Annotated in this window: 15 protein-coding genes; 5 read left to right on the top strand and 10 right to left on the bottom strand. The window is 44.7% G+C overall.

Going from position 1 to position 13,278, the window contains the following annotated elements:
• Nucleotides 1–80 precede the first annotated feature (80 nt).
• Nucleotides 81–575, bottom strand: a complete 495-nt coding sequence (locus BLS65_RS06825; protein ID WP_092437277.1) for a metallophosphoesterase family protein — start codon at nucleotides 573–575, stop codon at nucleotides 81–83.
• Between the two features lie 44 nt (nucleotides 576–619).
• On the opposite strand from BLS65_RS06825, the gene BLS65_RS06820 reads away from it, so the two are divergent.
• Entirely contained in the window at nucleotides 620–1,321 is a 702-nt protein-coding gene (locus BLS65_RS06820; protein WP_092437275.1) for a 16S rRNA (uracil(1498)-N(3))-methyltransferase, read from the top strand.
• 218 nt (nucleotides 1,322–1,539) lie between these two features.
• On the opposite strand, the gene BLS65_RS06815 is transcribed toward BLS65_RS06820, so the two are convergent.
• The 4 genes from BLS65_RS06815 to tmk all read right to left on the bottom strand — a co-directional run bounded on the left by BLS65_RS06815 (nucleotide 1,540) and on the right by tmk (nucleotide 4,659).
• Entirely contained in the window at nucleotides 1,540–1,758 is a 219-nt protein-coding gene (locus tag BLS65_RS06815; RefSeq protein WP_394331454.1) for a type II toxin-antitoxin system antitoxin, read from the bottom strand.
• Nucleotides 1,739–2,587, bottom strand: coding sequence for an SPFH domain-containing protein (locus BLS65_RS06810; RefSeq protein WP_092437271.1), 849 nt, complete (start codon nucleotides 2,585–2,587; stop codon nucleotides 1,739–1,741). The genes BLS65_RS06815 and BLS65_RS06810 overlap by 20 nt, the downstream gene beginning before the upstream one ends.
• Before the next feature lie 150 nt (nucleotides 2,588–2,737).
• Complete coding sequence (locus BLS65_RS06805; RefSeq protein ID WP_092437269.1) at nucleotides 2,738–3,979, bottom strand: BT_3928 family protein; 1,242 nt, start codon at nucleotides 3,977–3,979, stop codon at nucleotides 2,738–2,740.
• On the bottom strand, nucleotides 3,976–4,659 hold the full coding sequence (tmk, locus tag BLS65_RS06800; RefSeq protein WP_092437267.1) for a dTMP kinase: 684 nt from the start codon (nucleotides 4,657–4,659) through the stop codon (nucleotides 3,976–3,978). Before tmk ends, BLS65_RS06805 begins: the two co-directional genes overlap by 4 nt.
• A 102-nt stretch (nucleotides 4,660–4,761) precedes the next feature.
• On the opposite strand from tmk, the gene folP reads away from it, so the two are divergent.
• Both folP and cdaA read left to right on the top strand, forming a co-directional pair.
• The gene (folP, locus tag BLS65_RS06795; protein ID WP_092437265.1) at nucleotides 4,762–5,634 is read left to right on the top strand and encodes a dihydropteroate synthase; all 873 of its coding nucleotides are present in this window, start codon (nucleotides 4,762–4,764) and stop codon (nucleotides 5,632–5,634) included.
• 13 nt (nucleotides 5,635–5,647) lie between these two features.
• On the top strand, nucleotides 5,648–6,442 hold the full coding sequence (gene cdaA, locus BLS65_RS06790) for a diadenylate cyclase CdaA (RefSeq protein ID WP_244500669.1): 795 nt from the start codon (nucleotides 5,648–5,650) through the stop codon (nucleotides 6,440–6,442).
• 2 nt (nucleotides 6,443–6,444) lie between these two features.
• Here cdaA and plsY read toward each other — a convergent pair whose 3' ends face one another.
• The gene (gene plsY, locus BLS65_RS06785) at nucleotides 6,445–7,074 is read right to left on the bottom strand and encodes a glycerol-3-phosphate 1-O-acyltransferase PlsY (protein WP_092437263.1); all 630 of its coding nucleotides are present in this window, start codon (nucleotides 7,072–7,074) and stop codon (nucleotides 6,445–6,447) included.
• Nucleotides 7,075–7,294: 220 nt separating this feature from the next.
• Here plsY and BLS65_RS06780 point away from each other — a divergent pair, with 220 nt between their 5' ends.
• Nucleotides 7,295–9,280, top strand: a complete 1,986-nt coding sequence (locus tag BLS65_RS06780; RefSeq protein WP_092437261.1) for a TonB-dependent receptor plug domain-containing protein — start codon at nucleotides 7,295–7,297, stop codon at nucleotides 9,278–9,280.
• Nucleotide 9,281: 1 nt separating this feature from the next.
• Here BLS65_RS06780 and BLS65_RS06775 read toward each other — a convergent pair whose 3' ends face one another.
• On the bottom strand, nucleotides 9,282–9,917 hold the full coding sequence (locus BLS65_RS06775; RefSeq protein WP_092437259.1) for an HD domain-containing protein: 636 nt from the start codon (nucleotides 9,915–9,917) through the stop codon (nucleotides 9,282–9,284).
• A 210-nt stretch (nucleotides 9,918–10,127) separates the two neighbouring features.
• On the opposite strand from BLS65_RS06775, the gene BLS65_RS06770 reads away from it, so the two are divergent.
• Complete coding sequence (locus BLS65_RS06770; protein WP_092437257.1) at nucleotides 10,128–11,330, top strand: 4Fe-4S binding protein; 1,203 nt, start codon at nucleotides 10,128–10,130, stop codon at nucleotides 11,328–11,330.
• A 60-nt stretch (nucleotides 11,331–11,390) separates the two neighbouring features.
• On the opposite strand, the gene BLS65_RS06765 is transcribed toward BLS65_RS06770, so the two are convergent.
• From BLS65_RS06765 to BLS65_RS06755, 3 genes are all read right to left on the bottom strand, one after another.
• Nucleotides 11,391–11,975: a cysteine hydrolase family protein gene (locus BLS65_RS06765; RefSeq protein ID WP_092437255.1), complete on the bottom strand. Its 585-nt coding sequence runs from the start codon at nucleotides 11,973–11,975 to the stop codon at nucleotides 11,391–11,393.
• 106 nt (nucleotides 11,976–12,081) lie between these two features.
• Complete coding sequence (locus tag BLS65_RS06760; protein WP_092437253.1) at nucleotides 12,082–12,549, bottom strand: C-GCAxxG-C-C family protein; 468 nt, start codon at nucleotides 12,547–12,549, stop codon at nucleotides 12,082–12,084.
• Between the two features lie 219 nt (nucleotides 12,550–12,768).
• The gene (locus tag BLS65_RS06755; RefSeq protein ID WP_125869795.1) at nucleotides 12,769–13,272 is read right to left on the bottom strand and encodes a hypothetical protein; all 504 of its coding nucleotides are present in this window, start codon (nucleotides 13,270–13,272) and stop codon (nucleotides 12,769–12,771) included.
• Between the last annotated feature and the right edge of the window lie 6 nt (nucleotides 13,273–13,278).

The following is a 13,278-nucleotide window of genomic DNA, read 5'->3' as shown; positions in this document are numbered from 1 at the left end:
ACTGAAGACTGCCGACTGAAGACTGTGGACTGCCGACTGTGGACTGCCGACTGTGGACTGCCGACTGCCAACTGCACCATTCACTTTCTCTGCCATTCGGCTACCTCAAGGTCTTTAATTTTATCGCCATCAATGGTTAGGCGAATGGCTGTTCTAACCAAATGAAAGCCGCTAATCCCAGCAGCACCGGGGTTGATGAAAAGCAGATCGTTTTTCCTGTCGGGGATAACCTTGAGGATGTGCGAATGACCAGCCAAAAAAATCTTGGGCTTATACTTTTCGATGAGTATTCTAGCCTCGGGGCTATATTTGCCGGGGTAGCCGCCAATGTGGGTAATCAGAACAGAGACTTCCTCTATCTTGAAACTCTGGAAAAGTGGATTGTTCCAGCGCGTTTCGGTCCCATCGATGTTTCCATGAACGGCAATTACCGGCGCCACGGTTTCCAGCGCGGCAATCACCGCCACCGTTCCTATATCGCCGCAGTGCCATATCTGGCCGCAGCCTTCAAAAAACTTGAGTAGCTTATCGTCGGTGTGGCCGTGGGTGTCCGAAACTATGCCAACTTTAATCATTCGTAATGTTTTACTAAATTTGCCGCAAGATACTCAATAACGACATGCATATTTTCTATTCAAATCAAATAACCGACAATATTGCTACCCTTCCCGAGGAGGAATCGATGCACTGCGCTAAGGTGCTGCGGCTGAATGTTGGCGATAAGGTGAATATTATCGACGGGGTAGGCGGGTTTTATCTTGGCGAGTTGCTCTTCTCGCATCCCAAGCACTGCCACATTACCATACTGGAGAGCACGCTGGAGCATGGTAAGCGGCCTTACCATTTGCACATTGCCCTAGCACCAACCAAGAATATCGACCGGTTTGAGTGGTTCCTCGAAAAGGCCACCGAAATGGGGGTGGACGAGATTACCCCGCTGCTGTGCGACCGCTCCGAGCGCAAGGAGATTAAGCTCGACCGCAGCGAGCGCGTGGTGGTGGCTGCGGCCAAGCAATCCATCCATGCCTACATGCCCAAGGTAAATCCCATGATGCCCCTCAAGCAGTTCCTATCGCGTGAGTTTGATGGGCGCAAGGCGCTTGCCTACTGCGAGGGCGATACTCAGGCACAGCTGCACCATTGGGTTATGCCTGGCGAATCGTGCATTGTGATGGTGGGCCCCGAGGGCGACTTCTCGCCCGCTGAGGTGGCGCTGGCTATGGGGAAGGGATTTACTCCCGTAAGCCTTGGCAACAGCCGCCTCCGTACCGAAACCGCTGGGGTTATGGCCGCTGCCGCGCTAAGCTTGATGAACTGCTAAGTATTTTTTTATTGATTACTTACCTACGGTTCTGTAAGAGCCAAACGTTGGTAGAAATAATGTATCGCAATCCGTTTTTTTGCGCCCCGTAGGTGGCGCCACTATTCATTGCATCGCATTTGATAATCAATATTGCGCACCTACAGCGAATCAATTGTTGTCTTTGTTAAATTTCAAGAGCGAGGTTATGCCTCGCTCTTGTATTTCTATCCGTTTTGCTAAACAGCTTCCTCTCCGGTTGTGGGATGCTCTGTGGTTCCTGTCTTCTTTTTCTTTCTCCCGGATTCTTTCAAAGCCTTGTCGATAAGCCACTCCAAATGACCGTTGGTGCTGCGGAACTCGTCCGCAGCCCATTTTTCCACGGCTTTCATGGTCTCCTCTTCAATTCTTAAAACAAATGCTTTTTTAGCCATTTTTCTAGTAGAGTGATCCTGCATTTATTACTGGTTTTGCACCTTCGTCGGAGCATAGCACCACCATTAGGTTGCTAACCATGGTTGCCTTCTTATCGTCGTCTAAGTCAAGAATTTTTTTCTCGGAGAGCTGCTTGAGCGCGAGTTCCACCATGCCTACAGCACCCTCTACAATCTTTTCGCGTGCCGCAACAATTGCGGTAGCTTGCTGGCGGCGGAGCATGGCTCCGGCAATCTCGGACGCGTAGGCAATATAGTTTATCCTTGCCTCAATTACACAAATCCCTGCAATATCGAGACGTTCTCGAAGCTCTATCTCCAGCTGCTCGTTTACCGCCTCGCCTCCGGCCCGTAGGGTAATCTCTGTATTCTCAGCTTCGAAGTTGTCGTAGGGGTAGTGGCCGGCAAGTTTCCGCAATGCCGCTTCGCTTTGCACCACTACAAAATGTTGATAATCGTCTACCTGGAATGCCGATCGGTAGGTCTCCTCAACTTTCCAAACAAGCACTAAGCCAATCATGATAGGATTGCCTACCTTGTCGTTTACCTTAATGGGTTCGCCGTTAAAGTTGCGCGCTCGCAGGGAGATGTTTCGCTTAAGGTTAAGCGGGTTCACCCAGTAAAATCCATTCTCTTTGATAGTGCCCACGTAGCGCCCAAAGAATACCAACACGTTCGATTCGTTGGGGGCTACAATTACAAATCCAATGATGAGGAATACGGCCAGGGCAAGAAAGAATATTGCTGGGATAAATTCTAATATTAATCCTGCAATTCCTAACCCCAACGAAGTGATTACCATTGTTACCCCAACCCATCCGGCTGTAGGTTTAATTACCTTTTCTGCGTTCATAGTGTAGATATTAAAATGATATCAATGCGATGGCAATATACAACAGTTTTTAGATTGATGTCAAGGTTTTGGAGATATATTTTCGAACTAAAATAAAAAACGCCTGAAAGTTTTAAACTTTCAGGCGTTTTTTATGGGAAAAGTAAACAGCTATTTTCTGTTGGCTAGCCAACTCCCTCCAATTAACAGGAGTATTAGCGATAAGATGAGGGTGGTTACAAGGTAGGTATTCGATCGCGATTCGGATTCCCGAAGTGCCATCGTTATTGGGTTACTCTCTGCCGAGGCAAAGTGCGGCATCTCCCGCCAAGCCCATTTGCCTACAATGGTGCCGTTGTGGATAAGCAGTAGGCCCGGGTTCGATCGAACAATGGTTTTGAGCATAGTTTCGTCGGCTTGGGCAATGGTTACCGGAAGTTCAATGGTTGTGGCAACTTCCTTAATTCTCGCCCAATCGGAGGAGGAAACGATTATAAACTTATGCTTGTTGGTTAAGCATAAGCCCGCCAGGTTTTGGATGTAGTTTATTCTGGAAAGATTGGCCGTTTCCAGCTTGGGCGCAATCAGTAGAAAGGTGTAGCCCTGCCCCTCGGTAACCATTGAGGTAATGTCCTCGTTGTTTTCGCCGGTTAGGCTGAAGTTGGAAATAGTGGGGGTATACCCTTTTTTCACGAGCACCGATTTGCTATCTACAAATACCCAAGTGCTGTCCTGCCATGGGTAGTTGGACTCGTCAAACGATTTTTCAATACCATCTTTCTTGTAAACGAGCGTTGTTTTGTACTCGTCGGCAGGCGCTCCGGCAGGAATAGCCATTGCTTCTTTCAGGTTTACACCAATTTTAAACGGGCGGAAGTCGATAACGGGCTTGTAGGCCAAGGAGTGGAGCGATATGCCCACGGCAATGGCGGCAAGCACAAACGTGGCAGACCAGTTGAGGAGGCATTTGCCAAACATCTCTTGCCTGCTCTTGCTTCCGTAGAAAGCGAGTATGGCAATGGGCAGAAATACTAGATTTTTATAGAAGGTAGCCCAGTTGGATAGCTTAATGGCATCGCCAAAGCATCCGCAGTCGGTAACCGGATTGAATAGTGCCGAAAAGAAGGTGAGCACCGTAAACCCTACCATGAAGATAAGCGCTCCCCATGCGGCTACGCGGTTCTTAACCCTAAATAGGAGCATGAGTCCAATGAGCATCTCGGTTGCCGATAGTGCAATGGAAAGCGGCAGCGCAATGGGGTTGAAGAAGGGCATGCCGAAGGCTTCAAAGTAGTCTACCAGCTTGTAGGTTGTTCCCATGGGGTCGATGCCCTTAACAAAACCGGAGAAGATAAACAGGACTGCAATGGCAATAGCAGCAATCCTGCTTGCAACGATTATACTTTTTTTCATTTTATGTCGTGTTTTTTTATTTCAACCAAAATCTTGCTGAAGATGTTCTCGGGGCTATCCATACCTCCGGTATTGTTGGAGCAATCTACTCGGTCGAGGTTGTAGTTGAGGTTGCACATTTCGCGGTATTCGCGCCTAACTTTTTCCTGAAAATCAATGCTCGCCTCGTGGATGTCGGCCTTACCCTGGAGGTAGTCCCTCTCGGGCCCGGTGCGCTCCTCGGTCAGCTTCTTTTCGGTAAAGCTGAGCGGCACATCGAGGAATAGGTTTATGGTGGGTTGTGGTATTTTGTAGAAATCGAACTCCATGTCGATAATCCACTGCCGGAGCTTTTCCCGCTCCGAATTGTCGGATAGCTTTGCGCACTGGAATGCAATGTTGGAGTACACGTAGCGATCGAGAATCACCGCCTTGCCCTCCTTGAGCCACCCTTGCAGCTGTGCTGCCGCATTGTGCCTGTCGCCGGCATAAATAAGGGCAATGAGGTATGGGTTTACCGAATCAATATTGCCCAAATCGCCACGTAGAAAACGGGCAATGAGGTCGCCAAAGAGTGGTGAGTCGGTGCGGGGGAAGTGGAGGAATTCGCTGTTTATCCCCTGGCGTAAAAGGTAATCCTTAAGCATGCTAACTTGGGTTGATTTCCCGGCGCCATCGAGCCCTTCAAAAACAATAAGCATTGTAACGTATGTTTTTCTTAAAAAATGCTTGGGTTACGAAAGCTGAAACATTATGTTTGCTACCTTTGAACCTCTAATGAAATTTGATGCAAGATAGCAAAAATGGAAAATATTGCTTCTTACTTTCTTAAAAAAGTAACCATCACCTGTGGCGGAAAGCTTTTAGATTTAAGCAATCCTGTGGTCATGGGGATTATTAATGTCACGCCCGATTCATTCTATATTGGGAGTCGTTTCAGCAGCGCAGGTAGAGCGGTGCGCGAAGTGGGCAAAATGCTACAGGAGGGCGCGCGCATTATTGATGTGGGGGCATACTCGTCGCGGCCGGGGGCCAAAGATATATCGAGCAAAGAAGAGTTGGCGCGGTTATCTCCAGTCATTAAAGCTATTAGGAAGAGTTTTCCGGAGGCTATTCTCTCGGTTGATACTTTCCGGTCGGAAGTGGCTCGGCGCATGGTGGAGGATTTTGGTGTAGCCATGGTTAACGATATTTCGGGCGGCGAACTTGATCCTGCTATGTTTCAAACGGTGGCCGATTTGAATGTGCCCTACATACTGATGCACATGAAGGGCAATCCACTCACCATGCAAAACCGCCCCACCTACGAGAATCTCGAACAGGAGCTTATACTCTACTTTTCGGAAAAACTGAAGGCGTTGAATTTGCTAGGAGTGAAGGATGTGATTCTAGATCCTGGTTTTGGATTTGGGAAAACTGTTGATCACAATTTTGAACTCTTGGCTAGGCTAAATGATTTTCGGGTTTTCGACCTACCTATCTTGGCTGGTTTTTCTCGAAAATCGATGGTTTATAAGACGATTGATACTACACCAGAGGGGTCGCTTAACGGCACAACTGTTCTGAACACCATTGCTTTGCTGAAAGGGGTTTCAATCCTTAGGGTTCATGATGTAAAAGAGGCTATTGAAACCATTCAACTTCTCGACAGGTATAAAAAATTTAGGCACTTTTAATTAATTGGTAGCGATGATGGAGTTAGCCTTTATAACCCTTAAAATCCTTGATGTTGTAGATATTCTTCTGGTGGCAATATTGCTTTACCAAATCTACATGCTCGTTCGAGGCACCGTGGCCATTAACATCTTTGTTGGTGTGTTTGCCCTCTACTTGGTTTGGCTTATAGTGAAGGCACTAAATATGGAACTTCTCAGTTCCATTCTCGATAAGGTTATCGGGTTAGGGGTTATTGCCCTCATCATTGTGTTTCAGCAAGAAATTCGTCGGTTCCTTCTATACATTGGTAATCGCTATTTTTCCCGCTATAACTTCTCCATTGAGCGGTTGTTCTTTCCGGGTCGCACCGAAAAAGATAATTTGCTAAACGTAGAGTCGATAGTAAAGGCAGCGCGGAATATGAGCGAAACAAAAACTGGCGCTCTCATCGTGCTTGCTCGACGGTCGGAACTGGAAGTGTATGCCGAAACGGGTGACTTAATTGATGCGGTGATTAGCTCCCGATTGCTGGAGAATCTCTTCTTTAAGAATAGCCCATTGCACGATGGTGCGGTAATTATTTGCAACAACAGGATTCACGCCGCTAGATGCGTATTACCGGTAACCGACAACATGAGTTTGCCCGCTCACTACGGTATGCGCCATAGGGCTGCCGTAGGAATCACTGAACACACCGATGCGGTAGTGGTAATCGTTTCGGAAGAGACTGGGAGGATTTCATTTGTCAAGGATGGTGCCGTAAAATCGCGCCTTACCCCAGCGGAATTGCAGGCTGAAATTGAATCGGCTTTTGCTGCTCTCGATTAAATTTATTTGCTTTTACCGAATGTAAAACGATGTTCTTCGCCCTCACGGAGTCGCTTGATGTTTTTTCGATGGGAGAGAATAATCATTATGGCCACCGAGAACGAGAAGGCCGCAATGGAAAGGGTGGTATGTCCAAAGGAAAAGTTTACTAGAATAGGAAAGGCAATTGCGGCAACGAGCGATCCTACGCTTACATAACCCGAAAGAAGGAACGTGATGAGGAAGATGCCTACTGCAAATATGGTGGCAAACGGATGTATGGCCATGCCCACGCCAGTCAATGTTGCAACGCCCTTTCCACCCTTGAAATTTGCAAAAACGGGGAATACATGGCCTAGGAATGCAAATAATCCTAGAACAAGTTGGAATAGAGCAAAATATTCTGTGCTTGGTTTAAAACCTGAGTAACTTGCTAGCGTTAAGGCGAACCACCCTTTAGCCACATCAACTAGAAACACAGGCACTCCAGCTTTAGCACCGAGAACACGAAATGTGTTTGACGCACCTGCATTTCCGCTGCCGTGTTCGCGTATATCAATTCCATAGAACGCCTTACCAACCCATAGTGAGGTTGGTATTGAACCTAGTATGTAGGCACCTGCAAGGCAATATACGGAATGAATTATATCCATTTATCATGTTTGGTGGGTGCAAGTTTAAAGAAATAAAGCGAGAACAACGACATCATTTTTCATAATGATGATTCTGTCCCAATTTGGTCGCTGGCTCGTTGGTCCTAGCATGTGGATAATTCTTATACTATTACCTTCAATATTTTCGGATTCACTTGACCAATATTCTCAATTGTCTTATCTTACTTTCGATTTTGAGTAATACTTAATAGCTGGCCCTATGTCTCGATTGATATTTTTTGCAGGATTCTTACTTTCATTGAGTTCTGTATTTGTCGTTGGGTCTGCAAATGCCCAGTCAGACACTACGCTGCTCGAAGGCAGTCGTTTCTTTGATCTCACCCTTGAGCAGCTCATGAATGTTCAGGTTGATGTTGCCACGCGCAGCTCCGAGAATATTCGAGAAGCGGCGGGTGTAGTTACGGTGGTTACAAATGCGGAGATGCTCAAGGCTGGAACTCGCGATTTAAAGGAAGTGCTCTCCACTTTTGTTCCAGGTATGGATTTTGGGATTGATGTTGAAGGGGTTGTAGGTGTTGGGTTTCGGGGTATTTGGGGGAACGAAGGGAAAGTCCTCTTGCTTGTAGATGGATTGGAGGTAAATGAGGACTTGTTTGCGACACTTCAGTGGGGTAATCATTATCCTGTAGATATGATTGAAAGGGTTGAAGTTATACGTGGACCGGGCAGCGCGATTTATGGAGGGTACGCAGGTTTAGCGGTAATCAATGTAATCACCAAAGCGTCGGGGCAAGGTAATGGCAGTTATGGCGCGTTTCTCAACTCCTATTCAAAAGATGCAGCCACTCATCGAAATATGTCGTTTGGGCATACTCAAGAATTGGGACCAGTAAAGTTTAGCTTTGCCGGCACGGAAGGGGAGGGGACTCGAGCCACAAGAACGTGGATCGACGCACAGGGCGTTCCCGTTAAGCTATCGGATAAATCGGAAATAAGGGTAAGCAATTACAATGCATTTGTTCAATACAAGGGGCTTTCGGTTCGTGGAATGATCGATTTGTATCGGTTGTCTACTGCTACGCTTTGGGGGCAGTCGTTTGGTGGGAACAATTATAAACAAAAGTTTGATAGCTATTTTGGGGATGTAAGATACACCTATAGTGTAAACTCACGGTTAAAGATTATTCCATCGGTTCAAATTAAGCAACAGTATCCTTGGCAACTTGAGGTTCCGACTTCTTCGTATAAGAATAGAAGATACAGCAATAAGGTTGCTTTTGATGTGAATATGGTGTATGATTTACGGGAGAATTCTCGCCTAATGGTTGGCGGGCAAACCTCCCAGTGTCGTATTCTGGGTGATGCTTCGGATTTGATTGTTGATAAGTCTGATTTCTCAATCATTAACTATGCGGGCTATGGTCAATTGACCTATTCTACAAATTGGGCTAACTTTACTATTGGTTGTCGATTTGATAGCTATAACCATTATGGTTCGTCATTTGTACCTCGATTGAGCATAACAAAAGCCTGGTCCGACTTTAGTTTCAAAGCCATGGCGAGCCAATCGTTTCGAGTTCCCGGAGGGGTTATCCCCAAGCGCAATATGGCGTTAGGTATTGCTACTGATCCCGAAAAGGCTACTAACTATGAGTTGGAGATCGGTTACCGATTTGGTAAACACATATGGTTTACGGTAAACGGTTATCGTGTGGTTTTCGATAAGGTAATTGTGTATACTTCAGATCCAGTTTCAGGTTTCGGTAACTATTCCAATGGTGGAACTCAAGGAACCTACGGAACGGAAGCCGATTTTCGGATTACGTACGACTACGTCGATTTTAGGTTGAACTATGCCTACTATGTGCCCGATGGAAATGAAACTGGGAGTTACACAATCCCTAATCATGATGAGGTTTATCCCGCTCTTGCCAACCATCGGCTTAATGCAATAATGGGCTTCAAGGTATCGAAGAAAATATCAGTTACCCCATCACTCTCATGGTACAGCGAACGCTATGGGTTTAATGTGAATTCCTCCTCGCCACAAAAGTTCGGAGCCCAAGCGTTGGTTAACGTTTCCGTTTCCTTTACTAGCGTATTGGTCGATGGCCTCGACTTTTACTGTGGGGCACACAATATTACCGATAGAAATGTAGCTCTTATTCAGCCATACAACGGCGGTCATCCAGCAATACCTAGCGAATCGGCATCGGTATTCGCACGGTTGGTGTTTAATTTTTAGATTAACTTAGGTTCCATTCTCGAAAAAACTGATCAAGATACCGTTCCATGAAATCGTGGCGCTCTTGGGCTATTGCTTTGGCCGAGGGTGTGGTCATTCTATCCTTGAGCAAAAGCAATTTCTCGTAAAAATGGTTGATGGTATGCGATTGGTTTGTTTGGTATTCTTGGAATGAGCCATGCAATATAGGGTTTACTCCTGGTTCGTATAGGCTCCGGTTCTTCGAGCCTCCGTAGGTGAATGCTCGTGCTATACCAATAGCTCCAATTGCATCAAGCCTGTCGGCATCTTGAACGCATTGACTTTCAATTGTATTTGCAGGTGTATCTACTCCTGCACCCTTGAAACTTACTTCCGATATAATGGTGAGTATATCTGTCACTTCTGAAGGTGGTAAGCCAGTGCTATCCAAAAATAATTCGGTTTTGCTCGTTCCGCTATTTCCTAACTTCCAATCGTCGATGTCGTGCAATAGGGCAGCCATTTCAACGAGGAAAAGGTCTGCTTTCTCTTTGATTGCGATTTGGAGGGCAAGCTGAGTAACTCTATTTACATGCCACCAATCGTGGCCTGATGTATCGTTTGCATGAAAATGCATTACAAATTGACGCGTATTGATCAGTGTCTCTTCTTTCATGTCAAAATTGATGTGGGTTAATCATTACTCAATATATCTGATTTGCAGCTTGGCTATCGAATAGTTCTGACGGTATGTTATTAAGCTAAGATTAGCGCAAGATAATGACTTTGTAATTGTCTAATTGAAACTTCTAATAACTTTGTGAAATTATAATTGATACCTTCCTGTAAAGGTGTAATTGGTTCCTTTTGCTTATTAACTATTGGTATGAATAAAAAAATAGTAGGGAAAGTTGTACGGATTAGTTTGCTTGTTTTGGTTATTGTTGTCATTGCAATTCAGCAGCGTAAGACTATTGATCCAGTCATCAAAGAGGATAGTAAGAAAGATACCAGTGTAAGTAGTTATTTCTCACTTGGCGATGTTCAGCGATTATTTGATGCAGCGGCGATGCTAAAGGTGGGAGAGGCTGACTCTTCAATAACCTTTGTATATGATAGCCACCGAGAATTGTTGGGACAAGTTGTTTGTTCCGGCCCCTATGCCGATAGTATTATTGGTTATTCTGGGCCAACACCATTGCTTATTGGTATTTCTAATTGCGACACGATTGTTGGGATCAATTTGCTCCGCAATACAGAGTCACCTGGATACATTCGAAGACTCGAAGGAAAAGATTTCTTTAAGCGATGGAATGGTTTGTCTGTGAAGGATGCACTGGCATCGAACGTTGACGCTATTGCAGGGGCTACCTATAGCTCCGATGCTATAATTCAAAATATGAGAATACGGTTGAGCAAATATGCTGCAGTTGTACCGGAGCACCTTCCTAATGATTGGAATTCCTTTGCAAAACTTATTGCTTCCTTTCTTGTGCTTGCGTTAGCGTTGCTTAGTTTCTTTTTCACTATTAGGATGAAACGATTTCGGATGTCTCTTCTCGTATCGAGCATTCTCGTTCTCGGATTTTGGGGCGGCACTTTCATCTCCTCTGCTCTTCTGTATGGATGGCTTGTAAATGGAATTCCGTGGTTTTCCAAAATACTGTTATCGCTCTTATTCCTGTTGACAGTTGCATTGCCGTTACTTACCAACAAGTCGTTTTATTGTTCATTTGTTTGCCCTTTTGGGGCTTGTCAAGAGTTGGCAGGCAAAATATCACCAACGAAGATTGCTATCAATCAGAAGGTATCAAAAATATTAAGGTGGATTCCTATAATATTCCTAGGAACTATAGCCTTAGTGTTATTACTTGGAATTTCAGTTGATCTTACCAATGTTGAGCCATTCAGCGCGTTTACTTATCAAACGGCTTCGGCGGTGGTGCTTGTGTTGGCAATATTTTTCCTTCTAGTTTCGATATTTGTTCCTAAACCGTGGTGCAACTATTTTTGTCCTACAGGTGCTTTGTTGGAGCTGATTCGGAAGCCTGGGAAACCTTTGAACGGCTATTTTAAACGGAAGAAGTAAGAACTGAAAACATAAAACCCCGGATTCGAAAGAATTCGGGGTTTTATGTTTTAGATAGTTTTATTTCTGATCTAGATATTTCTTTGTTGTAACTATCGTAGCATAGTTTTTAAGTGTGGCGAGGGTGGATGCTTGGACCTGCTTCGCTTTAATTTTTATTCCATTATAGACGAGATCCTTTGTTGCACATGCATCTTCAACCAGAAATACTTCATACCCTTTATCTGCCGCCGTTCTTACTGCCGCCTCCACACACATATGGGTTTGCATGCCGCAAATTACAATCTTTCCAGCATTTAGTTCAATAAGCAACCGTTCAAGATCGGTTCCCTTAAAGCTGCTAACATCTGTTTTCGTTATTACCCTTTCGTCTTCAACAGGTTTTACTAGGTAGTATATGTTACCTCCAGATTCAACCTTGTGCTTGATATGGATTACGGGTTTGTTTGCTTTTCTGAACTTTTCTAGGATTAGTTCAGCGTTTTTTGCAGCTGGAATCGGCTGAACTAATGCACTTTTTCCTCCAGGAAAGTAAAAATCTTGAATGTCGATTAGGAGCAAAACTTCTGTTTTCGGTTTTTCTTGCGAAAATCCGACGAGCGATAGCAGTATCGCCGCGATCAGAAGAGTCAGTTTTTTTCTCATAGTATTGGGTTTAAGGATTGTTAGTGCTTTTCTGTAAATTCAGAGATAGAGTGTCCTTTGTAGTAACAAATGTATTTAAGTAATGACATGCTGTCGGTGTTGTATTTCACTTGTTTTGTCTAATGCTACTGGTTTTGCTCTCCTCCAGTTGCCCTAGTATCGAAACTACTCTCGCTATGCAAGGATTGCATCGAATTTTTGTGAGGTTTTGTTCTCCTACTTTTTCCCTGTCGTATGGCGTTTCGAGCGAAGCTCCAAGCACATGTCGACAGGTTAGCCCTCCAAATTCTTTTTCCATTTTGGTGAGAAATTGTTGGGCTAAGACGCTAGTTTGCTCTTTTGATTCTTTGTCGTTGGGTGATTGGTTTCCATACATTAATCCTAACACTCCTGCATTGATTGCGCCACAAATTTCTTGTTTGCGCCCTATTCCCCCGCCTAGGGTTGAGGTTAACTTTAAGGCTACAGATAGATCGAGGCCATGGTCGTTTGCAAAAACAGAAATTACCGATTGTGCACAGTTCATGCCATTTTCGAAATTTTCGATGGCAAGTAATGCCTTGGGATTATTCATAATCGTTGTCTCTATTCAAGCGTTTTTTAGAGTGTGTAATATATTGTTTTTTGCCTACCAGTATTCTCTCTGGATAGATAAAAAATTGAACTTCGATTGATTTTATAGTGTATCACGTCGACTCGTAGGGTGTACTATGAAGTGATGAACAATGGACTTTGCTCTAGATAAACCCCAACTGGAAGATTCAAATCGATCAAGAGCAATCGTGATATCAAATTAATCCAGCAGATCGACCTTAAAGATCAAACCTGAATTGGGTGATATATGCACCTTTACATGCTCACCTATTTCCACCTGTTGATAAACGTCTTTCTCTACTTCAATCAGATCTTCCCCGATTAGAAAGTAGTGCTTTTGCGATCCAATTTCGGCGGCAATAAAGGCGGGGTTTTCTGCAAAACTACCAGTTTCCGAAAGGTTGGCGATTGGCTCATCTACCTGTTCTTTGTTGGTGATGATCTCCTCTTTAATCTCCTTCTGTCCTAATTTGAGGTCCATATTTACCTTTCGGTTTATCCACATGGACAGGAAGTAACCAATAATTAAGGCTACGAAAATAGCAATGATGATGAAGGCAATCCATTGAGGATTTTTTTCGGTGAGGACAAATGCGATGGCTGCAATGCCTATTAACAGGCCTACCGAGCCGCCAAAAATCTTTCCTGTTCTCTTTTCCTTTTTGAGGGCTTCAATTTCTGTGGGTAGTAGTGGTGTCTTCATATCTTT

The organism is Williamwhitmania taraxaci (assembly GCF_900096565.1).
In the GTDB taxonomy this organism is placed as follows: Bacteria; Bacteroidota; Bacteroidia; order Bacteroidales; family Williamwhitmaniaceae; genus Williamwhitmania; species Williamwhitmania taraxaci.
Note: the sequence above shows the minus strand (reverse complement) of the source record. Positions and strands in the feature narration are given on the sequence as shown.